Raw genomic sequence first — 26,500 nt, 5'->3', positions numbered from 1 at the left:
TTAAATATGGTAAACATCAATCACCTGACGAATGTAATCGTTATTCAGACGCACGGTTTTACGGGTAATTAACGGTTTGCCGTCGCTTTCAGCCAGCGTGCACCAGGTGGAACCAAACCACGCATCGGTATGCTGGTATCGGTGACAATAGGTTACCCAGTTGTAGCGCACCTCAACGCCCTGCCCGCTGTGGCCAAGCAGTTCAATGTTGCTGATCATATGGGTGGTGCGCGGCTCGGGAGTACTGGCTCCGGAACGCTCGGTTTTAATCCGGTAAACCCGATCTTCAAGCCCCTCGCGGCTGGGGTAATAAATCAACGAAATTTCGCGCTGCGGATCGTCAGTCAGCTTGTCGTCATCGCCCCAGGCGGGCATCCAGTACACGACCCTGGGACTGTAGCAATTCAGCCATTCATCCCACTGCCGGTCATCCAGCAGTCGGGCTTCGTAATAAAGAAACTGGCGAACCTGTTCGATCGTCAACATCAGGCCACCTCCACGCGTTGAGTGATCGACTGCTCGTAACGCTGTTGCTCCTTTTCCACCGCCCTGAGCATCACGTTTTGCCAGTGATGGTGGTGCGCGATATACAGCGCCTCATCTTCCGATTTTACGCCGCTGAGCAGCGGACTGAATCCCGCCTGCCGCGCATGGTCGTCCGGCCCGTCGACCCAGTGCAGTGCGCCGCGACTGAGGTCGCTCCACGCCAGGTTTTCACCAAGGTAGCCGCGCTGGCAGGCGCTGAACTCTTCAAGATCGTCCGGCGTTCCCATGCCGCTGACGTTAAAAAAGTCTTCATACTGACGGATACGCAGCGCCCGTGCCTGGTCTGACTCGCCTTTCGGCGCAAAGCACCAGATAGTTACCTCGGTTTTATCCACTGCGATCGGGCGGATCACGCGTATCTGCGTCGAGAATTGATCCATCAGATAAACGTTGGGATAGAGGCATAAATTGCGCGTTTCGTTGACCATCTGGTCGGCGCGGGACTCACCGAATTCAGCCTGCAAACGGTCGCGCTGCGGATAGATCGGACGGACTTCCGGATTCAGCAGCCGGGTCCACAGCAACATATGACCGTTATCAAAACCGTAACCGCCGCCGACGCTCTTCGACCAACCGTTAGCATCAACGGCATGCGTTCCTTCTGCGGCGTAGTTACGGCGCGACATGGTTGAGGCGTAGTTCCAGTGCACCACGCTCACGTGATAGCCATCAGCACCGTTTTCGGCCCCCAGTTTCCAGTTGCCCTCATAGATATAGCTGGACGACCCGTTAAGTACCTCCAGCCCTTCCGCTGCCTGATCGACAATGAGGTCGATAATCTTGCACGTTTCGCCAAGGTACTCTTCGAGCGGCTGTACTTCTGCATTCAGGCTGCCGAACAGGAATCCACGATAGGATTGAAACCGCGGCAGTTGCTTTAAATCGTGGGAACCTTCATGTTTGAAGGTATTCGGATAGCCGCCGGTGCTTTCATCTTTGGCTTTTAATAGTTTGCCATTATTGCTGAATGTCCAGCCGTGGAACGGGCAGGTAAATGAGTTTTTATTACCGGTTTTGCGTCGACATAACATCGCTCCGCGATGGGCGCAGCTATTAATTAATGCATGAAGTTGATGTTTTTTGTCGCGGGTGATAATAACCGGCTGACGGCCAAGCGTCAGGGTATAATAATCACCCGGCTCTGCAATTTGACTCTCATGGGCGAGAAATACCCAATTCCCTTCGAAAATATACTTCATTTCCAGATCAAATAACTGCCGATCGGTAAATATTGAACGATGGCAACGATATATATGCTTTTCACGGTCAACCATTAGTGCATTGCTGATTTTATCTTTTAATGTTGTGAAGATATTTTGCATGAGCGAACCCTCCTGCGTAATCCAGGAATAAAACCGTTGTGAACCGGTAATTTCAGGAATTTCTCCGATCGCGACAGGATCGGAGAAAATAATTAGCGCCGCGCCTTACTCTTGCGCACGCTGGCGCGTTCCGCGCCGCTCTTCATCGGGGCTAAGCGCTTTGCACAGGGTAAAATCAAAGCGTACTTCGGTATGTTCCCCCTCCAGTCCGCGTTGCTGAATAAGCGCACGATCAGTCACCTTAACCGGATCGGCAATCAGACCATCACGGGTGGCGAAAGCGAAGTCATCCCACAGGTATTTATCGCCATTGAGATTTATCTGACTGGTCAGATGCTTATAGCCCGGCGCGGAAACGAAGAAGTGGATATGCGCCGGACGATTACCGTGGCGACCTAACCGATCCAGCAACGTTTGGGTCGGCCCATCCGGCGGGCAGCCATAGCCGGATGGCAGGATGCTACGTACGCTATAACGACCATCAGCCGTGGTACGAATACGGCGTCGCAGGTTGTATTCGCTCTGGCTTTGATCGAAGAAAGAATAGTTGCCGAGGGTATTGGCGTGCCAGATATCGACAATGGCATTGGCGACCGGCTGGCCCTGGGTATCTTTCACCTGACCGTACAGCCACATCACTTCCCCGGCATCTTTGCCATCATCCATGCGAGTATATCCCTCCGCCAGCGGCGCGTTAGCTACATACAGGGGCCCTTCAATCGTCCGTGGCGTCCCGGCTTCACGCTGCGCTGCGGCATCAATGGCATCCTGACGCAGATCGAGGAAGTGCTCCAGGCCAAGACCCGCGGCCAGCAGTGCCGCTTCCTGGCGGCCACCTAATTCATGCAGATAATTTACCGCGTGCCAGAACTCTTCCTCTGTCACGTTATACTCATCAATCAGCGTACAAATATTTTCCAGCAGTTGGTGAATAATGGATTTAAAACGCTCATCGCCGCCAGTGGTATTTAAACCCGCACTGTCACGTAATAATTTTTGCACGGCGTCTTGTTGGACAAATATATTATTCATAATCATGCTCACTTTTAATTGTAGGGTATGCGCCAGGTTTCCCTGGCACGAGGTCAGATAGTGTTTATTTTAGCGGTCGTCCTGGCGAATTGACGAGGGGTGACGGCAAAGCGCCTCGACGCGAATTTGCATAAAGGGATATAATGGTAAAGCCATTAAAATTTGATGCAGTTCATCCACATCCTGGACGTCAAAAATACTGACGTTGGCGTACAGACCGGCGACACGCCAGATATGTCGCCACTTGCCTTCCCGCTGTAATTGTTGTGAATAGTTTTTTTCCCGCAGTTTAATCTCCTCTATTTCATCGGCTGGTAATCCCGGCGGAATATTCACGGTCATCTCGACTTTAAATAACATGATGATCCTCCATTACACTTTGCGGCTATAAAAGCGCAATTTTTCTTCATCCAGCTCAACACCGAGCCCCGGCGTTTGCGGCAGAACGACCTGCCCTTCGGCAAACGTTAGCGGGACGCTGACCACGTCATCCTTGAGCAACAGAGGGCCAAACATCTCGGTACCCCACTGAAGCGGCAGTGTTGACCAGGCATGGAGCGACGCCACGGTGCCGACGGTCCCTTCGAGCATGGTACCGCCATACAACCCGATCCCGGCCGCCTGCGCCACTCTGGCTAACGCCAGTATGCTGTTTGGCCCGCCCGCTTTAGCAATCTTCAGCGCATATGCTCCGCAGAACCCTTGCTGAGCCAACCGATAGCCGTCGTAGTGAGTCGCGACGGCTTCATCGGCCAACATGGCGGTGTCGATGTGCTGACTGAGCCGCACCAGCGCGGCGCTATCCTGGGCGCTGACCGGCTGTTCAATCAGGTCTATCCCCATCGCCGCCAGTTCACGACACCCCTTTGCCGCCACGGTGGCATCCCATGCCTGATTGACGTCAACGCGAATACTGGCCCGATCGCCCAGCGCCTCAACAATTGCCCGGGTATGTCGCAGATCGGTCGTCAGCTCGCGAGCGCCAATTTTTAACTTAAATGCCTGATGGCGACCTTCCGCCAGCATTCTTTCGCCTTCCGCAATATCTTTCTCTGTATCGCCGCTTGCCAGCGTCCACAGTACCGGTAGCGTGGTTGTCAGCGCCCCGCCCAGCAGAGCCGAAACCGGCATATTCAGCGCCTTACCCTGCGCATCCAGCACCGCGGTTTCGATGGCTGATTTGGCGAACGTGTTGCCTTTAATGGCGCGGTTCATCCGCTCGGTCAGGGCATTGAGATTATCGGCTGGCTGGCCCTTCAGCAACGGCGTCAGATAATCGTTAATCGCCGACGCGATCCCTTCCGGGCTTTCAGCGCCGTAGCTCAGACCGCCGATGGTGGTGGCTTCGCCAATCCCGCAAATGCCATCCGAGCGCGTCATGCGGATTATCACCAGCGTCTGACAGCCCATTGTGGCCATGGAGAGTTTGTGCGGGCGAATCGTCGGAACATCTACCAGCCAGTGTTCAATTAGTTCAATGGTCGCGGTCATCTTGTTTACCTGCTCATAAAATACATAACTTTTCATGCCCCTGAACATAACGTGGGGTAACGGTGCTTTTGACAATAGGTCTGCATGATGGAGACGGTCAACGGCGATAATCGAAATGTTGTGCGATTATCGACGCATATGTTAAATCGAGGTTAATAGTGTGATCGTTGTGGTAAAACCAGCACAAGGAATCGCCGCGTTTTTTACCCGCGATATAGTGATGTTCCATGCGCGGTGTCTTCCATTATTAAAGAGGGGTTATATGCGAGAAAAAAATCCAGATGCTCTCATCGCCTGTCAGCTGGAGCACAACCCTAATTTTATGTTATCGCTGGCGCGGGGGCTTGAAGTCCTGAGCGCTTTCACCCCTCAGCGTCAGCGCCTGACCATCTCCCAGCTCAGCCAGAAAACGCAGATCTCCCGGGCCGCGGTGCGTCGCTGTCTTTATACCCTCGCCGCACTCGGTATGGTGCATAGCCCGGATGGACGCAGCTATGAACTGCTGCCGCGCGTACTGGCGGTTGGCCACGCCTACCTTGCCGGTACGCCGCTGGCAAAAGCGGCGCAGAGTACGCTGGATAATCTTGGTAAAACCCTCGGGGAAACCTGCTCTGCCGCCACTTTAGATGGCGATAACGTGTTGTATATTGCCCGCGCGGCGGTTAATAATCTGCTGAGCGTGGATATTGGGCGGGGGAGTCGTTTACCGGCATGGGCCACTTCAATGGGGCGCGTCCTTCTGAGTGCCCTGCCGGAAGCGCAGCTTGAGGTGACGCTGTCACGTGCGAACCTGATTCGCTATACTCCGCATACGCTTTGCGACGCCTCAGGATTACGCGAAGAGATCGCCAGAGTGCGCATGCAGGGCTATGCCCTCGCTGACCGACAAATCGAGGTGGGGCTATGTTCCCTGGCGGTACCGCTGCTCTCCCGTAGCGGCCAGGTCATGGCGGCGCTTAACGTGGGTGTTCCGGCGGGATGTACCAACGCCAGCGCACTGAAAGAAAAGGCCCTTGCACCGCTGCGACGGGCAGCGATGGAGCTCTCTCTTCAGCTCTGAAGGGGAAAATTCAACGTCAGCGTTTCTCCCCATGCGTCCGCTGAATTGCCTCGCAAAACGCGCGCCGCCATTACTTTCCCGCTTCGGGATGGGTATCAAACGCCGCCATCACCGCCGCCAGTTCTGCTTCGCTAAAACCATATTTAGCGTCATTCACGCCGAGATCAAAGTGACTGTGCAGGGCGTCATACAGCGCCGGGACATCCGGGAAATCCATCTTCTCAACCACATGGTTTTTATCCCAGCGGGTAAAGTGGAAATTGGTTAACGTCATTTTGCCACCGTCCGGCAAATGGCGGCACATCAGCAGATGGTGGCGGAAGTGCGATTGCGGCCAGTGCGCCGACCAGAAATTGCCCATCACATAGTCAGACGCATACTGGCGACCCAAATCAAAATGGTACATCGACTGCCAGTGACCATGATGACAAAACTGCAACGTCCACTCGTCCGCTTCATAAATCAGGCGATATTCGCCGTGCGGCGTGGCTTGTTCAATATCAGCCAGCAGTTTAATCGGCGCGGTCAGGGTCTGACCACCAAAACCGACATCGGCAATCCAGCGTTCGCCGTCAACCTCCACCAGCAGCAGGCGATGGGTGCGCGGCGGCATATGCGGTGGACTGGCCAGTACCACCCGCCCCAACAAACTGCGAACATGAAAACCCATCTCTCGCAGCGCTCTCTCGAATAGGCCGTTTTGCTCAAAGCAGTAGCCGCCACGTCGGGCATGAATCAGTTTCTCTTCCAGCGTCCGATCGTCGAGATGCATCTCTCTGGGCAGTAAAACATCCAGATTCTCAAAGGGGATGGCGCAATTATGGTGGAGATGCAATTCACGCAGAGTGTGAATGGACACATCCGGCCTCGCCATCCAGCCCAGCCGGGAAAAATACGCGCTTAAAAATGGACTCATCAATCTCTCCAGCAATCGGTGTCCGATATTTATAGCTTATTTTTCCACCCGACCGTGTTTTTTGTTCAACGGCTTCTACCCCCGGGCGCCTCGCTGCATCAATGCCAGCGCGCTGAGCATTAACCCAAGACCGGTAAACAGCGTCAGCGAGGCCATCGCCATTCCTTGCCCTACCGACCCCTGTTCAAACTGACGCCAGATAAATACCGCCACAGTTTGCGTTCCGGCCGGCGCCAGCAGCAGGGAGGTCACCAGCTCGCGGGAGGCGATGGCAAACACCATCAACATCGCCGCCAGTAGTGCCGGAAATACCAACGGCAGCACGATCAAACGCAGTGCCTGCAACGGCGAAGCGCCGTGCACCCGTGCCGCAGGTTCAAGATTATTGCCCAACTGGCGCAGCGCACTGCCGACATAACGCACGGGCCAGGGCAGCAACAGGCAACAATAGGAAAGCAGCAACATAAACCCGGTGTTATAAGGTGAAACCGGCCAGAATGGCTGATTCCACAGCAGAATAAGTCCGACGCCCACCACCACTCCGGGCAGCGCCGCGGGCAATAGTGATAATGCATCGATAATCGCGCTCCCTTTCATTTTTTGTACCTGCACCAGCCAGGCGGCCAGTAAGCCAATAAGGCCGACGATCAATGCTGAGGCCAGCGCCAGAGAGAGACTGGTTCCCAGCGCTGACAGCGCGTCGCCCTGCTGAGCAAACAACGCGTCGAAATGGCGAAAGGTAAAGTTGTCACGGTGCAGACCGCCAGATAACGTTCCCGTCAGGCTGGTCAGCAGCATGGAGGCCTCGGGCAGCGCGACCGCAAGGCCGCCAACGCAGGCCATCAGCAGCACTGCCGGCGTGACCAGCCAGCCCAGATCCGCGCCGCTATTTTCTCCGGGTTTGCCAATCACGCTGGTCACCTCTGTATCGCCAACCAGCCGCTTTTGCAGCCACCATGCCAGCAGCGCCACCGCAATCAGCAATAACGACAGCAGCGAGGCGCCGGGCAGATCGATGGGCCAGTCGGCGAGCTTTTTCTCTATCCCGACAGTAAGCATCACCAGCCCCGCCCGTGACCCAAGTGCCGCCGGAACGCCGTATTCTTCAATCGCCAGGGTAAAGGCCAGCAGCATCCCCGCCGCCAGCGCGGGGGAAAGCATCGGCAACGTAATGTGCCAGAACGCCCGCCATGCGCTGGCTCCGTGGACTCTGGCCACTATCGCCAGTCGTTGGCCGCTGACCAGCAGACTGCGGGAAACCGCAAAATAGATCACCGGGAAGATATTGAGGGTCATCACCAGTACGATCCCGTAGCGGCTGAAAAGCAGATCGTTGAGATCCCAGCCGGTCAATTGTTGCAGATAGCCATTGCTTTGCAGCATTAACGTCCATGACAACGCGGCAATATAGGGCGGCGTAAGAAACGGGATCAGAAACAATACATCCCACAGACGCGGGAGTGGCAGATTGAATAATCCGCGCAGCACGCCCAGCGGCAGGCCAATCAGCATGCTCATCAGCGCCACGCCACTGGCCACCCAAAGCGTACCGCCAAGCATCGTCGGCAGTTGCGGGTCGGCGAGCAGCGCTGATATGCCGCTCAACGCCCCAGTCAGTCTACCGGCGCTGAACTGGGGAAAAATCGCCTGAAGAAGAATAAAGAAAAGCGGTAACGCTACCAGCACCAGTAGCGCCGTCAACGTGATGCCGGAAATCAGTTTCTGTTTCACGGTATATTCCTGAAAATACGCGACGCCTCCGGCAACGCTGGCCCGGATAAAAATCCCGCTCTCGGTAGCGAAGACGTAAAATTTATTGTGCGAAAAGCGTATTAAAGCGAGCAAGCACAGCGCGGCGTTCGCTGTTGCCATCGCTGACGGTTGGCAGAATTTTCAGTTCATCAAGCGGTGGGCGTTTCGCCTGAATATCACTACGGGCGGGCATCAGCCAGGCGTCGGCAACCATCGTCTGCCCCTCCGGCGACAGGACATAATCGACAAAGGCTTTGGCATCGTCAGCATGCTGTGTGGTTTTGAGGATCATCATCGGACGCGGGGCCGTCACCGTACCGCTGGCCGGGAAAATCACCTTCAATGATTCCCCCTGATGGATATTGCCATAAGAGACATAGTCCACCGCGCCGAACACCGCCGCTTTTGCCCCCTGCATCACCGGCGTGACCGCCTGGGCATTTGGCCCGCTGATCACCATGCCGTTCTTCTTCAGGTCGGCAAACAGTGTCCAGGCCTTTTCGCCCAGGCCATTCTGTAAGCCGATCAGCAGATCCAGCGAGGCGCCGGAGAGTGCCGGATCGGGCGTCGTCACGTTGTCTTTGAAGGCGGGTTCGGTGAGATCCCGCCACTCCTTCGGCTCCGGGGTGCCGCTTTTGGTATTCCAGACGATCCCCAGCGCAGCAATACCTTGTGCGACATAATCGCTACTTTTTAGGTTTGCCGGAACCTTATCGGCATTGGCGCTCTCATATGGCAGCAGCCAGCCGCGGTTATGCAAATCCTCTGCGGTATCCCAGGAGGCGGAGATCAGCACATCCGCCTGTGGGTTAGCCTGTTCGGCTTCAAGTCGCGCCATCACCTTGCCGGTCGTAGCCTGAAAAATATTCACCTTCACGCCGGTTTTCTTCTCATAACCGCTGGCAAGTTTTTTCGCCAGGGAGCCCGGACCGGCGGTATATACGGTGAGCGCATGGGCGCTGGATATCATGGTGGCCGATAACATAATCGCGAACGCAACTCCTTTCTTAACGGTGATAACGGTTTTCATGCGAGTTCCCCTGAGGATGACGTAACGGTACGGACGGCGGCAATGCTGCCCGCAGAGAGATGAATAATCTTGTCGGCTAACAGTTCAGCTTCGCGTCGATCGTGGGTGACGTAAACGGCAGTGATGCCAAGCTGACGCAGCAGGCGACTCATTTCCACGCACAGCGACTCGCGCAGTTCGCTGTCGAGATTGGAAAGCGGCTCATCGAACAGCAGTACACGCGGTTCCGCAACGATGGCGCGAGCCAGAGCGATCCGCTGCTGCTGACCGCCGGAAAGCGCGGACGGTTTCCGATCCGCAAACCCGTTCAGCCCAACCATTGCCAGCGCCTCATCGACTCGCTTGTGTCGTTGGTGACTCGCAACGCCGCGCATACGCAGCGGAAAAGCCACATTCTGCGCGGCCGTCATATGCGGCCACAGGGCATAATCCTGAAAAACCATGCCGAGATCGCGCTTCTCCGGCGGCATTCCCCAGCCGCTTTTCGCCACCAGACGATCCCCGAAGTGAATCGTGCCGCTGGCCGGTACGATGAGCCCGGCTAACAGTCGCAGCAGCGTGCTTTTGCCGCAACCAGATGGCCCCAGCAACGCGACAATGCTGCCCGCATTGATATGCAGATCGAGCTGATTAAGAACGGTATTGGCGCCGAAGGCGAAAGAAATGCCGTCAAGTTTGATCGTGGTAAGCGTGCGCACAATCATCCTCCCCCCAGGAAAAATGATGTTCTACCCGCGGTCAACACCCGCAGGCCCACGCTCACCTGTGACAAATACAGGGGAGCTAACATATTGTTATCCTCTTTGGGACTTTGTGATGCCGACTATAGGGCGACTGTATGACGTATTGATTACATTTCCATTGCGGATTAACGTGTTGTCTGGCATCAGCCCAATTTATCAAGGAACGCATATGAGCCGTTTTCGCCACGTGGAACTCCAGTACGCCAGCCGACTGCTTAACCATGGTCCGACCATTCTGATCACCAGCTATGACACGCGTTCCCAGCGCCGCAATGTGATGGCCGCCGCGTGGTCGATGCCCGTGGAGTTTGCGCCTCCGAGACTGGCGATTGTGGTGGATAAAAGTGCCTGGACGCGAGAGATTATTGAGCGCAACGGCACCTTCGGCATCGTTGTTCCTGGGGTGGAGGCCGCCAGCTGGACGTATGCCGTCGGTAGCATCAGCGGGCGTGATGAAGATAAATTTAACGCTTACGGCATTCCGGTCGTGCAGGGCCCGGAACTGGGATTACCGCTGATTGAAGAGAAGTGTCTGGCGTGGATGGAGTGTCGGCTATTGCCGTCAACGGCGGCCATGGAGCAGTACGACACGTTGTTTGGCGAAGTGGTTTCCGCCGCCGCCGATGAACGCGCCTTTGTCACCGGACGCTGGCAGTTCGACGATGATAAAATCAATACATTGCATCATCTCGGTACCGGGAATTTTGTCGCCAGCGGCCGCCACGTGCGGGCCAATACCCCGGAAGCGTAGCCGCAAACAGGGCAAACGTTAACCCGGAGAGAGGCACGGCACTCTCCGCGGAACGGCTGTATAGCCAAATCATCAACTCAGAAAGGAACTCGCGATGAGCATACCGCAGACTCAGGCTCAGCTACTGGAAGCTATTGAGAAAAACTTTGCTAAATTAGCCGGTTATCTGGCGCATATCCCTGAAGATAAAACGGAGGAAAAGACCCTTCCCGGCCATGCGCAAGGTACCATGATGAGCGTTCGCGATCTGGTTTGTTACCTGCTGGGATGGAACGAACTGGTTCTCAAATGGCTGGCGCACGACGCTGCGCAACAGCCCATCGACTTCCCGGAGACCGACTTTAAATGGAACCAGCTCGGGCTGCTGGCGCAAAAGTTCTACCTCGATTACCCTTCGCTGGACTACCCTTCGCTGCTGACCGCCCTGCATCAGGCGAAACGGCAAATTATCGCCCACATTGCAGCACGTAACGACGACGCGCTCTACGCGCATCCCTGGTATGGCAAGTGGACGCTGGGGCGGATGATTTCACTGAATACCTCATCGCCTTATACCAACGCCTGCGCCCGATTGCGTCAGTGGGCAAAGGAACAACATGTATCCTTAAAATAATGCCGGTTTTTAACACGAACGCGGTAGACAATACGCCCATGTTGAGCGCCATAACCGGGAAGCCCGCGATTACATGCTGTAGCCGGGCTTCTTAATCAATTGCGCCATCTGTGGGGCGATGTCGCTGTCCCAGACCTGCTGCCAGTCGCTCGGTTCAATCTGTTTCAGGGCCACGCTCACCGAACTTTCTTTGCTGTTCAGATGGCGAATCAACACCTCGGTAATCTCGGCGGCCAGCGCCGTTTTTTGTTCATCATTCAGATCGCGGGGAAAACATTTAATATCCACATGCGGCATAGCAGGCTCCTTATTATCAGAATAATAAAACTATCATAGCAGGCAACGTTTGATTCTCTTTTTATATTTTAAATTCGTTCCGTGCGGCATTTCGTTGCCCCTGCCGGAGACGTTGATTATATGCTTTGCGTGGTAGATCCGTTGCTTCGCATCCAGCGCCTGCGAAGCAGCGAGCTTTTAGTAGGTGATCCCTGGTGGATTGACCTGCGACTGTGTCACCTCTTCGCCCTTCTCGCCCCAGCGGGCCAGTATCTTCTGGTACTCTCCACGAGCAATAGCGCCATTTAACGCCGCCTGAAGGGCATACACCAGCCCGTTTCCCTTTTTAGTGGTGGTCGCAACATAGGCTTTCTTCGGTCCCAGCCCAACGACTTTCGTTTTGCCGCTTAACGCGGTTTTATAAGCCGCCGTCGACTGAGGCCCAAAGAAAACATCAGCCCGCCCGGACTGAATATAGAGGTTGCCTGAAGCATCATCGGTTAAATAAACCGGTAGCGCAGGTTGACGCCCGGCGGCTTTGTTTTCGGCATTCCAGCCAAGCAAAATCCGCTCCTGATTCGTTCCTGAACCGACAATCACTTTTTTACCGGCGAGATCCGCCGGACCGCTGATGTGGCTAATATCGCTGGTTGATTTAACAGAAAAAGCCAATGAATCGACGCGATAAGTCGCAAAATCAAATTTCTCTTTGCGCTGCTCGGTCACGGCGATATTGACTAACGCCACGTCATAACGCCCGGCAGCGATCCCCAGCGGCCAGTCTTCCCAGGCGGTGGGCACCAGTTTCAGTTTGAGTCCAAGGCTCCCGGCCAGCAGCCGGGCAATATCGGGATCGCTGCCAATACGCGTGCGATTATCGCTGGCCAGAAGCGCCAGCGGCGGTGAATTAAGCGCCGAAATAGCCACCGTCAGCGTACCCGGCTCAACAAATTTATAGTTTGCCGGGATCTTCGCGATCGCCTGCTCATCGCGGATGACCGGTAGCGGCTGTTCATTGGCGTGCAGATCGATGGCTGCCTGCACGCCAGCAGACAGGGTGAAGAGCGCGAGCGCTAAAAGTCCTTTTTTCATGCCGGTAGCACCCTCGATAAAAATTGCCGTGTACGCTGCTGCTGAGGATGGTTCAGCACTTCATCGCTGCTGCCCTGCTCAACAATTTTTCCGTCAACCATAAACACCACCTGATCCGCCACCTCTTTAGCAAAACCAATTTCATGCGTCACCACGACAAGAGTAGTACCGGAGCGCGCCAGCTTTTTAATAACATCCAGCACTTCGCCCACCAGCTCTGGATCAAGCGCGGAAGTCGGTTCATCGAACAGAATAACCCGAGGGTTGAGCGCCAGCGCTCTGGCAATTGCGATACGCTGCTGCTGGCCGCCGGAAAGGTGCCGCGACCAGGCATCGGCTTTATCGCGCAACCCCACCACATCCAGCAGTTTATACGCCTGCTCGACCGCCTCTTTACGGGTCGCCTTTTTATGGGCGACAGGCGCTTCAATCAGGTTTTCCAGCACCGTCAGGTGCGGAAACAAATTGAAATTTTGAAACACATAGCCGACGTTGATCCTTTGCCGAAGAATATCTTTCTCCTTTAACTCATATAGCTTGTCGCCTTTACGTCGGTAGCCGATATAGTCGCCATCAATCTGGATAAAGCCTTCATCAACGCGCTCCAGATGATTAATCGTCCGTAGCAACGTCGATTTTCCCGAACCCGATGGTCCAAGGATCACCGTAACCGTGCCGGGTTTGATTTCCAACGACACATCGTCCAGCGCTTTATGGCGGCCAAAATATTTACTGACGCCGGTAATGGAGATATGACCATTAAGAGAGTTGGACATGAGCAGGCTCCTGCGGTTGTGAGCGACGAATGGATTCAATACGACGGCTACCACGGGCGCTATTGACAGCAGAACGACGCTCACTGCGCGCCAGACCGCGTTCGACCAGATACTGAATTAGCGACAGCACACTGGTGATAGCCAGATACCAGGCAGCACCGACCATCAGCAGCGGAATAACTTCCTGCGTGCGGTTGTAGATCATCTGGATGGTATAAAACAGTTCCGGCATCGCCAGCACGTAGACCATCGCCGTCCCTTTGGCGAGGCTGATAATTTCATTAAAACCCGCAGGTAAAATGGTGCGCAGCGCCTGCGGAAGGATGATGCGCAGAGTGCGGCGGCTGGCCGAAAGCCCCAGTGCCGCAGCGGCTTCATACTGGCCGTGATCGACGCCAAGGAAGCCCCCGCGAATAATTTCAGCGGTATAGGCGCTTTGCACCAGCGTTAGCCCAACAACGGCGGTAGAAAACTGCCCCAGCACGTTAATAGTGTCGTAGCTGGCCCAGCTTATACTGGTAAACGGGATGCCTATTGATAACTTGTCGTAAAGATAAGAGAAGTTGTAGAGAATAATCAGCACCACAATCAGTGGCAGTGAACGGAACAGCCAGATATAGCCCCAGGCGAGGCTGCTTAACAACCACGAACTGGAGAGACGGGCCAGCGCCAGCAGCCCGCCTAAAATTACGCTGAGTATCGTAGCCACAAGAGTCAGCAGTAGAGTCTGCCCCAGCCCCTCAAGGATCACCGGGTCAAAGAACCAGTGGGCGAAGACGCCCCACTCCCAGCGAGAGTTAAAGGCTACGGACTGAATCACGACCGCCAGCACCAGTAAAGCCAGCGCCGCTCCCACTGCCCGCAACGGATAGCGCGCGGGAACAACTTTAATTGTTTCATGAGTATACATATTGGCTCCTTAAGCGCTTTGGCTCAGTGCGCTGACCGCCAGCGCTTTAGTGAAGCGTAGTCGGCCATCGAACGGCGGCTGGCTGTACTCTTCCGGGTCCCGGCTGAGATCAAACTGCGCCTTATACCCCTGACTCAGATAGAGCCGTACCGCTTCCGGCTGACGAAAACCGGTTGTCAGGTAGATATGACTGTAGCCCGCAAGCTGTGCCCGACGCTCCAGTTCCTGCACGACTTTCGCCGCCAGCCCCTGCTGGCGCAGGCGACGATGAGTCCAGATCCGTTTGATTTCAGCCGTATGGTGGTCTTTCGGCTTATACGCGCCGGTCGCGATAATTTCTCCCTCCCGCTCCAGTACAATAAACAGCCCCTGCGGCGCCAGATACCATTCGGTTAGCTCGATTTCCGCATGACGGGAGAAATAGTCGCCGTAGCGTGATGCATACTCGGCAAACAGGCCCTCAATAATCGGCTGCAGTTCCGGCGCTTCCGGAGACACATCGCGGAAAATATCTGTCATACCGCCTCCCGTTAGTCGCCAAGACCGGCAGGGTTAATTTCCGAGTGCGGAATGCTTTCCACGCTTTCCCCCCAGCGATGCAGTACTTTCGCGTAGTCTCCGTTCTGGATCACACCATTCAGTGCGGTTTGCACCGGCTTAACCAGACCGTTGCCTTTTTTCAACACCACACCGATATGCGCCGCTTTAGGCCAGCCGCCATCAACGCTGCCGACCAGTTTGGTTTTCCCTGTCAGCGCTGCTTTCCACGCGCCAATCACATTGGGGCCAAAATAGGCGTCGGCCCGCCCGGACTGCAACGCCAGGGTTTGCGCAGCGTCATCTTTGGTATAAACCGGCGTAAAAGGCTTCAGTCCTTTCTTAATATTTTCGCTATTCCACGCCAGCAGGATTGCTTCCTGATTAGTGCCAGAGCCGACGATGATCCGCAGCCCGGCGATATCCTCCGCTTTATCTATTTTGTTCAACGGGCTGTTGCTCTTAACGTAAAAGCCCAGTGAATCTTTGCGGTAAGTGGCAAAATCAAATTTCTCCTTGCGCGCTTTAGTGACGGTAATATTGCTGATCGCTGCATCATATTTACCGGACGCCACGCCGAGCGGCCAGTCTTCCCACGAGGTGGGAACGACATTTAACTTCAGCCCAAGGCTGTCGGCCACCAGGCGGGCGATATCCACCTCGCTGCCAAGCAGGGTTTTGTTATCGTCTGAAAAGACGGTCAGAGGCGGCGAATTAAGCGCAGCCACCGCGACGGTCAACTCACCCGGCACTGCGAGATGCAATCCTTTCGGCAATTGAGCAATAGCCTGTGGGTTTTTCGCCGTATGAATCGGTGTTTTGTTGGCTTCCAGACTCACGCTGGTGCCGTTGATATCGACGCTCTGGGCCCATGATGAGGCGCTAGCGACCAGCGCAAATGCCAGTAACAATGATTTTTTCTGCATAGCGAGTGTTCTCTGTTATTGTTTTTCGAATTGATTGACGGGCTCAGCCAGCCCCAAACTGTCGCGTAACGTAGTGCCGGGATACGCCTCGCGGAATAATCCTCGCTGCTGAAGAATCGGCACCACCTGATCCACAAATCGCGGGAAAGTATCCGGTGTCCCGCCCTGGATAATGAATCCGTCCGCCGCGCGCTGTTCAAACCATAGCTGTAAACCGTCAGCGACCTCTTCGGCAGTACCGGCAAAGCGCGGGCGAGGGCTGGCGGCTTCCAGCGCCGCCTGGCGCAGCGTGAGCCCACGCTCGCGCGCATGGCGTTTAATCTCGTCGGTGGTGCTGCGGAAGCTGTTTTGTCCAAGATCGCCAATATCCGGGAAAGCTTCATCCAGCGGGTATTGGGAAAAATCATGATGCTCAAAATAACGGCCAAGATAATTCAGCGCGTCGTCAATTGACACCAGTGCGGCGGTTGTCTGATATTGCTGCTCCACATCCTCGGCGCTATCGCCAACGATTACGCTGACGCCCTGGAAAATATGCAGTTCATTTTCCCGACGACCATGTGCTGCAAGCTGGCTTTTGACATCACGATAAAAATCCTGCGCTTCCGCCAGCGATGCCTGATGCGTAAAAATAGCGTCGGCGTGACTGGCTGCCAGTTTTTTACCATCGCTGGAAGCGCCAGCCTGAAAAATAATGGGCCGTCCTTGCGGTGTGCGGGCAATATTTAGCGGACCCGCGACTTTAAAGAAATCGCCATGATGATTAAGCGTGTGTAGTTTATTTTTATCAAAAAACTGCCCGCTCTCTTTATTACGCACAAAAGCATCCTGCTCCCATGAATCCCATAGCCCTTTCACCACCTGCAAATATTCATCGGCGATCCGATAGCGCAACGCATGATCGGGATGCTGTGTGCGGGAAAAGTTTTTCGCCGAACCTTCCAGCGGCGATGTTACCACGTTCCAGCCAGCGCGACCGGCGCTCAGATGGTCGAGGCTGGCAAACTGTCGGGCGGTTGTAAAGGGTTCGCTGTAAGAGGTCGACAGGGTGCCGACCAGCCCTAAATGCGAGGTTACAGACGCCAGCGCGGATAATACGGTTAATGGTTCGAAGCGATTAAGGAAATGCGGAATTGATTTCTCATTAATATATAGACCGTCGGCAACAAAAATAAAATCAAACTTCCCCTCTTCCGCTTTTATCGCCGTCTGTTTAACAAAATCAAAATTAATGCTGGCATCCACCAGCGCGGCTGGATGACGCCAGGCTGACATATTTCCCGATGCGCCATGCAATATGGTGCCAAGACGCAGTTGCCGTTGTTCAGACATACTTATTCCTGCCTTTATTTAAAATTATAATTGTTGAAGCGCCTGTTCCGCCAGTTCAGCGAAATAATGCGCAGCGGGTGCAATTAAACGCTCATCCGGGTTAAATGCCGGATGGTGGAGACCAAATTCGCTGGCGCTACCGATACTGACGAACGCCCCGGGAATGTGCTGGAGATAAACGGCGAAATCTTCGCCGCCGAGATGTAAATCCGCCTGACGCGTGCGGTAATCGGACTTATCCGCCACTTCTCTGGCGAAAGTCGCCCAACGTTCGTCATTAACCAGCGCCGTCGGGCCGGCATACCAAAACACGTTGATCTGCGCCCCGAAGGCGCTGGCGAATCCTGCGGCAATTTCGCTGACCCGCGCCTTAACTCGTTGCTGTACTTCGCTATTGTGGGTACGTAGCGTCCCTTCCAGCTCAACGCTTTCTGGCAGTACGTTCCAGGTATTTCCCCCCTGGAACCGCGTTACGCTAAGCACCACCGAATCAAGCGTGTTCACTTCGCGGCTGGCGACGCTTTGCAGCAGCGTCACCAGTTGGCTTGCCAGCAGAATGGCATCTTTACCCTCATGTGGACGCGCGGCATGCGAGCCTTTGCCCGTCACTTTGAAAATAAAGCGATCGACGTTCGCGTAAAAAGGACCGCCGCGGGTGGCAAATTCGCCCACCGCCAGCTCCGGTTCATTATGCATGCCAAAAATAGCGGCAACATCCTCCAGCACCCCGGCACGAATCAGGATTTTCGCACCGCCAAAATTCTCTTCAGCAGGTTGAAATAAAATACGTACTCGTCCTGCAAGCTGTGATTCGCGCTGCTTTAGCAGCAAGGCGGCACCAAGAATCACGCTGGTATGAATATCATGCCCACAGGCGTGCATTACCCCGGTATTTTGCGAGCGGAACGGCACGCTGGTCGCCTCTTCAATAGGTAGTGCGTCAATATCGGCACGCAGGGCAATCACTTTATCGCCGGAGCCGACTTCCGCGACCACGCCGGTTTTCAGGTCGTACGGCAACAGGGTCAGCCCCCCGCTCTGTAGCCAGTCGCGAATACGCGCGGTGGTATCAACTTCCTGCAACGAGAGTTCCGGGTACTGGTGCAGTTCGCGCCGCCAGCGAATTAACTGTTCAGCAAAGCTCATTGCCGCACCTCCGTATTGAGGTGCGCCTGGGCCAGAAGACGTAAGGAATTCAGACGCGCGGTGCCTTCGGTAATGGGCGTGTCGATAATAAACTCGTCAATACGCAAGGCAGACTGTAATGCATCCAACTGCGCCTTAACCTCCTCAGCTGTACCGAACAGTACGGCCGATTTGCGACGGGCTATCCGTGTTGGCTTGCTGCCAGCCTGACGAGCAAACGCTGCGGCCTGGGCCTCGCTACTGACGGTAACACGCTGTCCATTTTCCAGTTCAACGCCCCACAGCTCCACGGCTTTCGCCAGCTCCGTCGCCGTAGCGGCATCTTCCGCCACGACCACCTGAACGGCAATAATCGCTGCGCGGTGGCTAAGCTCGCGCCAGCGAGTCAGCACCTGGTTCAGCAGTTTTTTATCGCCGTTGAGATGGGCTGCGAAGACAAAGTTCCAGTCAAGCTGCGCCGCCAGTTCTGCGCTCTCGATGCTGGATCCAAGAAGAAAACCTTCGGCGCGACACGGCGGGATCGGCGTTGCGCGCACGCTCTCATCGCTCTCGGCATAGGTTAGTGACAACCAGTTATCCAGTTGTGCCAGTTGGTCAGAGAACGTGCCCTTTTCCTGCGGGTTGAGCCCCTGCTGTAGCGCGCGGGTGGAGAGCGGCAGGCCGCCTGGCGCTTTGCCGACGCCAAGATCGACACGGCCCGGAGCCAGAGTGGAGAGCATATTGAAGTTTTCCGCAACCTTGTACGGGCTGTAGTGTTGCAGCATTACTCCGCCGGAGCCGACGCGAATTTTGCGAGTCTGCCCGAGTATCCAGGCGATTGCCAGTTCCGGCGACGGACTCGCGAGCTGGTCGGTATTGTGATGTTCGGCAATCCAGAAACGGTGATATCCCCAGGCTTCCGCTTGTTGCGCGAGCGTTAATGTACGCGCCAGCGCCTGGGCAGCCGTCTCCCCGGCCGCTAGCGGACTTTTATCCAGTATACTGATTCGATAAGACATTTTGCAGGCTCATATCAATTAACATGCCTGCATTATGAGAAGCGCACGGAGTCTGTGAGAAACAATTTATTTACATGTGCTCTGCTAAAAATTAGATATGCGAAATCCGCAGCGGTATCAAAGACTCGGGAGACGAGGGCGTTGGGCCTGTTCCGCGCTCAGCTCAGGTGCTGCAGCTCGCGCACCAACGCCTCGGCCTGCTGTTGGTTGCGTAAACGCACAAAGCGGATATGTTGATACTGCGGATCGAACATATCCGCCTGATAGCGCTGGCGATTCTTACGCCAGGTTTTCAGCGTCCAGAGAATAATGGATTCGCGACTAAAGAAAGAACGACGGAACGTTTCGCGATTGCCGGTACCTGGCCACAGTTCTTGCTGGTGAAAAGCACGGGAAACCGCTCGCGATACCGCCTGGCGGAGGGTGCGCCAGAAACCGTAATCCACCCACACAACGAGATCCACATCGCGCCATTTTACCGGACGACTGCGGTTGTAGTTGCCGTCAAGGACCCAGCCAGGTCCGGCGGTAGCCGCGGCGAGTTTAGCGAAAAACAGATCATCTGGCGTGCCTTGCCACTGAGGTAACCAGTAGAGTACATCCATTTCGATATAGGGTAATGACAGTTCCTGAGCCAGCCGACGCGCGAGAGTAGATTTGCCGACGCCGCTGGTCCCTACTACATTGATTTTCATCGTTGTCTCTCGGGCAAATGCGGGCCGAGCATCATAGCGTAATTACCACAAAACGATGAGCAAAATTTTTCCGGCGTCCTCCCGGCGCGCCTTCTGCGCTGAGCGATCCGATCTCCTTGATCTATAAGCAAGTGCTGTCTCGTCATGTTTTACGTGCGTCTGTTTTGCGATGCGTGTAGGATTCTCCGCCATGCTGGCTTATCTCATTCATCAGAATGATGAGAAAGCCGGCATCACAACCTACTTCATCGACACTGACAGGAAAATAGCGACACCAATGAAGACAAAACATTCTGGCGTGGCGGAGCAGCACGCCGCGAAACGCCACTGGCTAAACGCGCAGGATTCCGGCTATCACAAGGCGATGGGCAACCGTCAGGTACAGATGATCGCCATCGGCGGCGCTATCGGTACCGGCCTGTTTCTTGGCGCGGGCGCACGCTTACAGATGGCAGGTCCCGCCCTGGCGCTGGTCTATCTGGTTTGCGGTATCTTTTCGTTTTTTATTTTACGTGCATTGGGCGAACTGGTTCTTCATCGCCCTTCCAGCGGTAGCTTCGTCTCCTACGCCCGTGAGTTTCTCGGTGAGAAAGCGGCCTACGTCGCGGGCTGGATGTACTTTATTAACTGGGCGATGACCGGGATTGTCGATATCACCGCCGTCGCATTGTATATGCACTATTGGGGCGCATTCGGCGACGTTCCTCAGTGGGTTTTCGCCCTCGGCGCGCTGGCGATTGTCGGCACCATGAATATGATTGGCGTCAAATGGTTCGCTGAGATGGAGTTCTGGTTTGCGCTGGTGAAAGTGCTGGCGATTGTTATCTTTCTGGTGGTGGGGACTGTCTTTCTCGGCAGCGGTAAGCCGCTGGACGGCAATGCCACCGGTTTTCACCTGATCACCGATAACGGCGGCCTCTTTCCGCACGGCCTGCTGCCAGCGCTGGTGCTGGTACAGGGTGTGGTCTTCGCCTTCGCTTCCATTGAGCTGGTGGGCACCGCCGCAGGCGAGTGTAAAGATCCGCAGACCATGGTGCCGCGCGCCATTAATAGCGTGATCTGGCGTATCGGTCTGTTCTACGTTGGTTCGGTACTGCTGCTGGTGCTGCTCCTGCCGTGGAACGCCTACCAGGCCGGACAGAGTCCGTTTGTCACCTTCTTCTCAAAGCTCGGCGTACCCTATGTTGGCAGCATCATGAATATCGTGGTGTTAACCGCCGCCCTCTCCAGCCTTAACTCCGGCCTCTATTCCACCGGGCGTATCCTGCGATCCATGTCGATGGGGGGATCCGCACCGAAGTTTATGTCGAAAATGAGCCGTCATCACGTCCCCTATGCCGGCATTCTGGCGACGCTGGCGGTCTATGTGGTCGGGGTGTTCCTCAACTATCTGGTGCCTTCACAGGTATTTGAAATTGTCCTTAACGTCGCCTCGTTGGGCATTATCGCGTCGTGGGGATTTATTGTGATTTGCCAGATGCGTCTGCGTCAGGCCATAAAGGAAGGAAAAGCGGCGGATGTCAGCTTCAGGATGCCAGGAGCGCCTTTTACTTCCTGGCTGACTCTGTTGTTTTTACTTAGCGTACTGGTGCTGATGGCGTTCGATTACCCGAATGGCACTTATACTATTGGCTCAATTCCGCTGATTGCCGTATTGCTGGTGGCCGGGTGGTTTGGCGTGCGTAAACGCGTGCATGCTATTCACAGCACCGCGCCAGGTATTGAAAAGCAGTAATCAATCACGTTTACGGTTTGCCCCGGTGGGCAAACCGCTACTTCAGGACTTAATTATCTTCCACCAGTTGCGCAACGTCGCTGCTGTTAATCTGGCGTTTATTGCCTGATTCATCGGTATAGCTGGTCATGCCGGTATCTTTATCCAGCTTTGGTTTGCCTTGCGTTACAATCGTCTGTCCGCTTTTCGTCGTCATCACATAGTTTGAGCTACAGCCCGCCAGAAGAGCCAGCAGCGTGCCAGCGCAGACAACCATTAATGATTTTTTCATCTTTTCTCCAGAATGAATATCCCTTTCCCGCGAAGGCAGGAAAGTCTTAAGTGTATAACCATTATATTTACCCGGCTAATAAGTGTTTGTAACAGAAGGTGATTCAGGAAAAAAGCAAGGATGACCTCTTCGCGCAGCATAGTCGCAAGTGCTGTTTGCAGCAGTCACCCGGCGGCGCTTCGCTGACGGGAAATGATGGATTTTACAGGCCGGATAAGGCAAAACCGTCATCCGGCAAAAATGCGAGTACAACTCACAGGAGGGAATTTTCCCTCCTGTCCAGATCACAGTGCAATGCGGATAACATCATCCGGTTGGGTGGCTTCTTTCTGGCGCGTTGATTCCTGCTTCACGCTGACGTACAACGTTTTACCATCAGGTGAGAGCGTCAGGCTGTTCGGATGCGTCGGGGTTTTGAAGGTTTTAACCACTTTGTAAGTCTTACCATCAATCACGCTCACTTCACCGGCTTTGCGATGGGTCACGTAGGCCTCATTGCGGGCCGGGTTAAACAGCACCGCCAGCGATTCTGGCGCAGCGATTTTCTCCAGCACGTTACCATTGCGCGTATCGACCACCAGCACGTCAGGCTGCTTACTGTCGGTGATAAAGGCACGATGCCCGGCAGTATCCAGGCTCAGGTTCAGGTAGAAGTGCTCTTTCCCATCATCCAGCAGCTTCTTACGCGACAGGATCTTGTTGGTTGTGCTGTCGATTGTCACCAGTTCGCCATCGGCGTTCGTGGTGTAGATACGGTTCGCCTCCGGGTCCACCGCCAGGCCTGTCGCCATCGCGCCGGTATTGGCGATGGTATCTTTTAGCGTCAGCTTATCGCCATCAACCACCCAGATCACGCTCTCTTTGCCCAGACCGGTGATATAGATCGTGTTCGTTTTCTCATTAACCGCCAGTTCACGTGGAGCCAGAGGACGCACGGTTTCGCTACGCTCACGCGGATCCAGCACCAGACGCCCTTTCACTTTGCCGGTTTTGGCATCGATAGCTGTTACCGTGCTGTCAAGGGTATTGCCAAACCACAGCGTCTGGGTGGCGTTGTTGATGGTCGCGCCAAACGGTTTCAGATCGTTATGAATAATTTGCGTCACGTCGAGCGTCGTTGGATCGAGACGATAAACAATTCCGCCTTTATCCAACGAACGGCTTTGCGAAGTGGCGACCCACAACGCGTTCTCCTGCTGGCTATAGGCCATTTCGTATGCCCCCTTGCCGACGGCCTTACGCAGCATTTCTTCCGCCGCATGGGCGCTGAAGCTTCCTGCCAGCAGTAACGAAGTTAACAAGAGTGAACGGCGCAGACGTGGCGCGGACAGATGACGTAATGACATGAGAACTCCCTTTGATAAAACAAATATATGCCGGGTCGGTGGTGCTTCCGTGGCGCAAAATCATTGCCTTGCGCTACTCTTCGGAATGCGAATAGTAATCATTATTTATCTTAATGTGGAGCGTTAATTCTGTTTTATGCCCGGGATATCACCAACCCCTCGTCATTCGTTAACTTAAATGCCGCTAGTTCTTTTCAAAATATTTACAAACAAGTTAACATATAGCGTTATGTTCCGTTTGGTTCGTTTGCGAGTCACTTTAATGAAAATCCTTTCCGTGCGCGCCACCGCGCTGCCCTCTCTGCTTTTACCGTTTTTTGCCACGCAGCCAACGGCCAGCGCCGCTGAACAAACCCTGCTGGTCACCGCCACGCCGTCCACGGTTTCTGAACTCGATACCCCCGCCGCCGTTAGCGTGGTTAATGGCGATGAAATGCGCCAGGCCGCACCACGGGTAAACCTTTCTGAGTCGCTGGGCGCGGTTCCGGGGTTACAGATACAAAACCGACAAAACTATGCCCAGGATCTGCAGCTTTCTGTTCGCGGTTTTGGTTCCCGTTCGACCTACGGCGTACGCGGGCTGCGTATTTACGTCGATGGCATTCCGGCTACCATGCCTGATGGTCAGGGACAGACGTCAAATATTGATATTGCCAGTCTTGATTCAATTGAAATCCTGCGCGGGCCTTTTTCAGCATTATATGGCAACTCTTCCGGCGGGGTGATTAATGCCACCAGCCAGACCGGCAGTCAGCCGCCAACCATTGAGGCCAGCAGCTATTATGGCAGCTTCGGCACCTGGCATTACGGTCTGAAAGCGACCGGTGCGGTCGGCGATGGAAGCCATGCGGGGGATGTCGACTATGTCGTTTCCACCAACCGTTTCACCACCCACGGTTCCCGCGACCATAGCGGCGCGCGTAAAAATCTCGCGAACGCCAAACTGGGTGTGCGGATTGATGATGCCAGCAAACTGACGCTGCTGTTTAACAGCGTGGATATCAAAGCTAATGACGCAGGCGGCCTGAGCTATGACGAATGGCAGAACAATCCGCGCCAGTCTCCTCGTGGCGATCAGTACAACACCCGTAAAACCATCAAGCAGACCCAGGCAGGCCTGCGCTACGCGCGCCAGTTGAGCGAGCAGGATGACCTGAGCGTAATGATGTACGCCGGAGAGCGCGAAACCACGCAGTATCAGTCCATTCCCCGCGATCCACAGCTCAATGCCAGCCACGCTGGCGGCGTGATTGAACTGACGCGACACTATCAGGGAATTGATACCCGCTGGACCCACCGTGGCGAACTGCTGGTACCGGTCACCTTTACCACCGGCCTTGATTACGAAACCATGACTGAGCGGCGTAAAGGTTTCGAAAACTTCGTGATCAGCAACGGTGCAGTGCAGTACGGAGAAAAAGGCAATTTGCGCCGTAACGAACGTAACCTGATGTGGAATCTCGATCCTTACCTGCAAACCCGATGGCAGCTTAGCGAAAAACTTTCGCTGGATGCGGGCGTTCGTTACAGCTCGGTATGGTTCGATTCCAATGATGACTATATTACCTCCGGCAATGGCGATGACAGCGGCGACGCCAGTTATCATAAGTGGCTGCCAGCGGGATCGCTGAAATATGCCGTCACCGACGCGTGGAATCTGTATGTGTCCGCTGGTCGCGGCTTTGAAACCCCAACGATTAACGAACTTTCTTACCGTTCCGGCAACCAAAGCGGGCTTAATTTTGCCCTGAAACCGTCGACCAATAAAACCGTGGAAATTGGCAGCAAGACGCGTATCGGCAATGGTTTGTTAACGGCGGCGCTATTCCAGACCGATACCGATAATGAGATTGTTGTCGACGCCAGCAGCGGCGGGCGCACCAGCTACAAGAACGCGGGTAAGACTCGTCGACAAGGTATGGAACTGGGGCTGGATCAGCAGTTCGGCGACAGTTGGCGTTTAAAAGCGGCCTGGACCTGGCTGGATGCGACCTATCGCACAAATGTCTGCAACGATGCCAATTGCAAAGGCAATCGTATTCCGGGGATCGCCCGTAATATGGGCTATGCCTCCTTCGGCTATCAGCCCGAGCACGGCTGGTACGCGGGCAGCGATATTCGCTATTTGAGCGATATGATGGCCAATGACAAAAATACCGCGAAAGCGCCTTCATGGACGGTGGTCGGCCTGATGACCGGCTATAAATGGCACTACAGCAAGCTGGATATCGACCTGTTTGGCCGCGTCGATAACCTGTTCGACCGCCGCTATGCGGGCTCGGTTATCGTTAATGAATCCAACGGCCGCTACTTTGAACCAGCGCCGGGACGTAACTACGGTATCGGTTTGGATCTTGCATGGCGATTTGAGTAAGACGCCTTTAGCGCAGCCCTATTCCAGGGCTGCGCGCTTCATGCTTAATCCACTCTCCATCACGCTTCGCAACTCCGCCTATCGTCCACTTTCTTTCAAAGCGTGATCCTTGTCACAAAACAATGCCAATAAGGAACCACCATGACACTCCCCGTTATTATTGATTGCGATCCCGGTCATGATGACGCGATTGCCCTCGTTCTTGCCCTCGCGTCGCCTGAACTTGATGTGAAAGCCGTCACGTCATCTGCCGGAAACCAGACGCCGGACAAAACATTGCGCAATGTGCTGCGGATGCTGACTCTGCTTAAACGTCCGGATATTCCGGTTGCTGGTGGCGCGCTCAAGCCGTTGATGCGGGAATTGATTATCGCTGATAATGTGCATGGCGAAAGCGGGCTTGATGGCCCGGCGCTGCCGGAGCCAGGCTTTGCCCCACACGCCTGTACCGCCGTAGAGTTAATGGCCAAAACCCTGCGTGAAAGCATTGAGCCGGTAACTATCGTCGCCACCGGGCCGCAAACCAACGTCGCCCTCTTGCTCAACAGCTACCCTAACCTGCATGCCAAAATCGCCCGCATTGTGATTATGGGCGGCGCGATGGCGCTGGGTAACTGGCAACCTGCGGTCGAATTTAATATCTATGTCGACCCGGAAGCCGCCGAGATCGTTTTCCAGTCAGGAATTCCGGTGGTGATGGCCGGACTGGATGTGACCCACAAAGCGCAAATTCACGTTGATAGCCGTCAATACGGCGCTTACTTAACGCTTACACAATACCGATGAGTGCTGAATGATTAATTGGTAAAACAACAAAACCGCGTCAGTTC

The 26,500-nt window shown here is 54.8% G+C and carries 24 protein-coding genes and 2 pseudogenes; 6 read left to right on the top strand and 20 right to left on the bottom strand.

Annotated features, from left to right (window positions below; translation table 11 throughout):
* From benB to FN037_RS07825, 5 genes are all read right to left on the bottom strand, one after another.
* On the bottom strand, positions 1 to 486 hold the full coding sequence (benB, locus tag FN037_RS07845) for a benzoate 1,2-dioxygenase small subunit (RefSeq protein WP_142501930.1): 486 nt from the start codon (positions 484 to 486) through the stop codon (positions 1 to 3).
* Entirely contained in the window at positions 486 to 1,868 is a 1,383-nt protein-coding gene (locus FN037_RS07840; protein ID WP_142501929.1) for a Rieske 2Fe-2S domain-containing protein, read from the bottom strand. Before FN037_RS07840 ends, benB begins: the two co-directional genes overlap by 1 nt.
* A 105-nt stretch (positions 1,869 to 1,973) precedes the next feature.
* On the bottom strand, positions 1,974 to 2,900 hold the full coding sequence (catA, locus tag FN037_RS07835) for a catechol 1,2-dioxygenase (RefSeq protein ID WP_138362271.1): 927 nt from the start codon (positions 2,898 to 2,900) through the stop codon (positions 1,974 to 1,976).
* A gap of 69 nt (positions 2,901 to 2,969) precedes the next feature.
* Positions 2,970 to 3,260: a muconolactone Delta-isomerase gene (gene catC, locus FN037_RS07830; RefSeq protein WP_142501928.1), complete on the bottom strand. Its 291-nt coding sequence runs from the start codon at positions 3,258 to 3,260 to the stop codon at positions 2,970 to 2,972.
* 12 nt (positions 3,261 to 3,272) lie between these two features.
* Positions 3,273 to 4,439 carry a muconate cycloisomerase family protein gene (locus FN037_RS07825; RefSeq protein WP_185929258.1) on the bottom strand — a complete coding sequence of 389 codons (1,167 nt, stop codon included), beginning with the start codon at positions 4,437 to 4,439 and terminating at the stop codon, positions 3,273 to 3,275.
* Positions 4,440 to 4,653: 214 nt separating this feature from the next.
* Between FN037_RS07825 and FN037_RS07820 the strand changes: the two genes are divergently transcribed.
* Positions 4,654 to 5,451, top strand: a complete 798-nt coding sequence (locus tag FN037_RS07820; protein WP_138362268.1) for an IclR family transcriptional regulator C-terminal domain-containing protein — start codon at positions 4,654 to 4,656, stop codon at positions 5,449 to 5,451.
* 70 nt (positions 5,452 to 5,521) lie between these two features.
* Here FN037_RS07820 and nhoA read toward each other — a convergent pair whose 3' ends face one another.
* The 4 genes from nhoA to FN037_RS07800 form a co-directional block, all read right to left on the bottom strand.
* Entirely contained in the window at positions 5,522 to 6,367 is an 846-nt protein-coding gene (nhoA, locus tag FN037_RS07815; protein WP_142501926.1) for an N-hydroxyarylamine O-acetyltransferase, read from the bottom strand.
* A 75-nt stretch (positions 6,368 to 6,442) separates the two neighbouring features.
* Positions 6,443 to 8,098: an ABC transporter permease gene (locus FN037_RS07810; protein ID WP_142501925.1), complete on the bottom strand. Its 1,656-nt coding sequence runs from the start codon at positions 8,096 to 8,098 to the stop codon at positions 6,443 to 6,445.
* 82 nt (positions 8,099 to 8,180) lie between these two features.
* Complete coding sequence (locus FN037_RS07805; protein ID WP_142501924.1) at positions 8,181 to 9,149, bottom strand: ABC transporter substrate-binding protein; 969 nt, start codon at positions 9,147 to 9,149, stop codon at positions 8,181 to 8,183.
* Positions 9,146 to 9,850 (bottom strand): ABC transporter ATP-binding protein, encoded by a 705-nt coding sequence (locus FN037_RS07800; RefSeq protein ID WP_185929257.1) that lies wholly within the window; start codon positions 9,848 to 9,850, stop codon positions 9,146 to 9,148. The genes FN037_RS07805 and FN037_RS07800 overlap by 4 nt, the downstream gene beginning before the upstream one ends.
* A 211-nt stretch (positions 9,851 to 10,061) precedes the next feature.
* On the opposite strand from FN037_RS07800, the gene FN037_RS07795 reads away from it, so the two are divergent.
* Together FN037_RS07795 and FN037_RS07790 are read left to right on the top strand one after the other, a co-directional pair.
* Positions 10,062 to 10,643 (top strand): flavin reductase family protein, encoded by a 582-nt coding sequence (locus FN037_RS07795; RefSeq protein ID WP_138362263.1) that lies wholly within the window; start codon positions 10,062 to 10,064, stop codon positions 10,641 to 10,643.
* A gap of 94 nt (positions 10,644 to 10,737) precedes the next feature.
* The gene (locus tag FN037_RS07790; protein WP_138362262.1) at positions 10,738 to 11,256 is read left to right on the top strand and encodes a ClbS/DfsB family four-helix bundle protein; all 519 of its coding nucleotides are present in this window, start codon (positions 10,738 to 10,740) and stop codon (positions 11,254 to 11,256) included.
* A 69-nt stretch (positions 11,257 to 11,325) separates the two neighbouring features.
* On the opposite strand, the gene pptA is transcribed toward FN037_RS07790, so the two are convergent.
* From pptA to FN037_RS07740, 9 genes and pseudogenes are all read right to left on the bottom strand, one after another.
* Positions 11,326 to 11,553, bottom strand: coding sequence for a tautomerase PptA (gene pptA / locus FN037_RS07785; RefSeq protein WP_138362261.1), 228 nt, complete (start codon positions 11,551 to 11,553; stop codon positions 11,326 to 11,328).
* Between the two features lie 177 nt (positions 11,554 to 11,730).
* A complete protein-coding gene (locus FN037_RS07780) occupies positions 11,731 to 12,624 on the bottom strand; it encodes an ABC transporter substrate-binding protein (RefSeq protein ID WP_142501923.1) in 894 nt (297 codons plus the stop codon).
* On the bottom strand, positions 12,621 to 13,400 hold the full coding sequence (locus FN037_RS07775; RefSeq protein WP_138362259.1) for an amino acid ABC transporter ATP-binding protein: 780 nt from the start codon (positions 13,398 to 13,400) through the stop codon (positions 12,621 to 12,623). The genes FN037_RS07780 and FN037_RS07775 overlap by 4 nt, the downstream gene beginning before the upstream one ends.
* On the bottom strand, positions 13,384 to 14,310 hold the full coding sequence (locus FN037_RS07770) for an amino acid ABC transporter permease (protein WP_138362258.1): 927 nt from the start codon (positions 14,308 to 14,310) through the stop codon (positions 13,384 to 13,386). The genes FN037_RS07775 and FN037_RS07770 overlap by 17 nt, the downstream gene beginning before the upstream one ends.
* Positions 14,311 to 14,319: 9 nt before the next feature.
* Complete coding sequence (locus tag FN037_RS07765) at positions 14,320 to 14,829, bottom strand: GNAT family N-acetyltransferase (protein WP_138362257.1); 510 nt, start codon at positions 14,827 to 14,829, stop codon at positions 14,320 to 14,322.
* Positions 14,830 to 14,840: 11 nt separating this feature from the next.
* A pseudogene (locus FN037_RS24565) lies at positions 14,841 to 17,105 on the bottom strand (NtaA/DmoA family FMN-dependent monooxygenase).
* 24 nt (positions 17,106 to 17,129) lie between these two features.
* Entirely contained in the window at positions 17,130 to 18,251 is a 1,122-nt protein-coding gene (locus tag FN037_RS07750; protein WP_142501922.1) for an amidohydrolase, read from the bottom strand.
* Positions 18,248 to 19,249 carry an LLM class flavin-dependent oxidoreductase gene (locus tag FN037_RS07745; RefSeq protein ID WP_142501921.1) on the bottom strand — a complete coding sequence of 334 codons (1,002 nt, stop codon included), beginning with the start codon at positions 19,247 to 19,249 and terminating at the stop codon, positions 18,248 to 18,250. The genes FN037_RS07750 and FN037_RS07745 overlap by 4 nt, the downstream gene beginning before the upstream one ends.
* 158 nt (positions 19,250 to 19,407) lie before the next feature.
* The gene (locus FN037_RS07740; protein ID WP_138362252.1) at positions 19,408 to 19,944 is read right to left on the bottom strand and encodes an AAA family ATPase; all 537 of its coding nucleotides are present in this window, start codon (positions 19,942 to 19,944) and stop codon (positions 19,408 to 19,410) included.
* 277 nt (positions 19,945 to 20,221) lie between these two features.
* On the opposite strand from FN037_RS07740, the gene ansP reads away from it, so the two are divergent.
* Positions 20,222 to 21,679 carry an L-asparagine permease gene (gene ansP, locus FN037_RS07735; RefSeq protein WP_138362251.1) on the top strand — a complete coding sequence of 486 codons (1,458 nt, stop codon included), beginning with the start codon at positions 20,222 to 20,224 and terminating at the stop codon, positions 21,677 to 21,679.
* Positions 21,680 to 21,728: 49 nt separating this feature from the next.
* Here ansP and FN037_RS07730 read toward each other — a convergent pair whose 3' ends face one another.
* On the bottom strand, positions 21,729 to 21,950 hold the full coding sequence (locus FN037_RS07730; RefSeq protein ID WP_138362250.1) for a YgdI/YgdR family lipoprotein: 222 nt from the start codon (positions 21,948 to 21,950) through the stop codon (positions 21,729 to 21,731).
* 284 nt (positions 21,951 to 22,234) lie between these two features.
* Positions 22,235 to 23,296: a YncE family protein gene (locus FN037_RS07725; protein WP_138362249.1), complete on the bottom strand. Its 1,062-nt coding sequence runs from the start codon at positions 23,294 to 23,296 to the stop codon at positions 22,235 to 22,237.
* Positions 23,297 to 23,558: 262 nt separating this feature from the next.
* On the opposite strand from FN037_RS07725, the gene pqqU reads away from it, so the two are divergent.
* Both pqqU and FN037_RS07715 read left to right on the top strand, forming a co-directional pair.
* Positions 23,559 to 25,670, top strand: coding sequence for a TonB-dependent receptor PqqU (gene pqqU / locus FN037_RS07720; protein ID WP_185929234.1), 2,112 nt, complete (start codon positions 23,559 to 23,561; stop codon positions 25,668 to 25,670).
* A 141-nt stretch (positions 25,671 to 25,811) separates the two neighbouring features.
* Positions 25,812 to 26,420 (top strand): annotated as a pseudogene (locus FN037_RS07715) (nucleoside hydrolase); the annotation flags it as partial.
* Positions 26,421 to 26,500 lie beyond the last annotated feature (80 nt).

Source organism: Klebsiella sp. 2680, assembly GCF_900198535.1.
Classification (GTDB): Bacteria; Pseudomonadota; Gammaproteobacteria; order Enterobacterales; family Enterobacteriaceae; genus Klebsiella; species Klebsiella indica.
Note: the sequence above shows the minus strand (reverse complement) of the source record. Positions and strands in the feature narration are given on the sequence as shown.

Coding starts and splice junctions, on each gene's coding strand:
- FN037_RS07775 (WP_138362259.1), bottom strand. CDS start 13,400: ATGTCCAACTCTCTTAATGGTCATATCTCCATTACCGGCGTCAGTAAA.
- nhoA (WP_142501926.1), bottom strand. CDS start 6,367: ATGAGTCCATTTTTAAGCGCGTATTTTTCCCGGCTGGGCTGGATGGCG.
- FN037_RS07750 (WP_142501922.1), bottom strand. CDS start 18,251: ATGAGCTTTGCTGAACAGTTAATTCGCTGGCGGCGCGAACTGCACCAG.
- catA (WP_138362271.1), bottom strand. CDS start 2,900: ATGAATAATATATTTGTCCAACAAGACGCCGTGCAAAAATTATTACGT.
- FN037_RS07730 (WP_138362250.1), bottom strand. CDS start 21,950: ATGAAAAAATCATTAATGGTTGTCTGCGCTGGCACGCTGCTGGCTCTT.
- catC (WP_142501928.1), bottom strand. CDS start 3,260: ATGTTATTTAAAGTCGAGATGACCGTGAATATTCCGCCGGGATTACCA.
- FN037_RS07725 (WP_138362249.1), bottom strand. CDS start 23,296: ATGTCATTACGTCATCTGTCCGCGCCACGTCTGCGCCGTTCACTCTTG.
- FN037_RS07770 (WP_138362258.1), bottom strand. CDS start 14,310: ATGTATACTCATGAAACAATTAAAGTTGTTCCCGCGCGCTATCCGTTG.
- pptA (WP_138362261.1), bottom strand. CDS start 11,553: ATGCCGCATGTGGATATTAAATGTTTTCCCCGCGATCTGAATGATGAA.
- FN037_RS07790 (WP_138362262.1), top strand. CDS start 10,738: ATGAGCATACCGCAGACTCAGGCTCAGCTACTGGAAGCTATTGAGAAA.
- FN037_RS07795 (WP_138362263.1), top strand. CDS start 10,062: ATGAGCCGTTTTCGCCACGTGGAACTCCAGTACGCCAGCCGACTGCTT.
- FN037_RS07820 (WP_138362268.1), top strand. CDS start 4,654: ATGCGAGAAAAAAATCCAGATGCTCTCATCGCCTGTCAGCTGGAGCAC.
- FN037_RS07740 (WP_138362252.1), bottom strand. CDS start 19,944: ATGAAAATCAATGTAGTAGGGACCAGCGGCGTCGGCAAATCTACTCTC.
- FN037_RS07745 (WP_142501921.1), bottom strand. CDS start 19,249: ATGTCTTATCGAATCAGTATACTGGATAAAAGTCCGCTAGCGGCCGGG.
- ansP (WP_138362251.1), top strand. CDS start 20,222: ATGAAGACAAAACATTCTGGCGTGGCGGAGCAGCACGCCGCGAAACGC.
- FN037_RS07805 (WP_142501924.1), bottom strand. CDS start 9,149: ATGAAAACCGTTATCACCGTTAAGAAAGGAGTTGCGTTCGCGATTATG.
- FN037_RS07825 (WP_185929258.1), bottom strand. CDS start 4,439: ATGTTCAGGGGCATGAAAAGTTATGTATTTTATGAGCAGGTAAACAAG.
- pqqU (WP_185929234.1), top strand. CDS start 23,559: ATGAAAATCCTTTCCGTGCGCGCCACCGCGCTGCCCTCTCTGCTTTTA.
- FN037_RS07780 (WP_142501923.1), bottom strand. CDS start 12,624: ATGAAAAAAGGACTTTTAGCGCTCGCGCTCTTCACCCTGTCTGCTGGC.
- FN037_RS07840 (WP_142501929.1), bottom strand. CDS start 1,868: ATGCAAAATATCTTCACAACATTAAAAGATAAAATCAGCAATGCACTA.
- FN037_RS07765 (WP_138362257.1), bottom strand. CDS start 14,829: ATGACAGATATTTTCCGCGATGTGTCTCCGGAAGCGCCGGAACTGCAG.
- benB (WP_142501930.1), bottom strand. CDS start 486: ATGTTGACGATCGAACAGGTTCGCCAGTTTCTTTATTACGAAGCCCGA.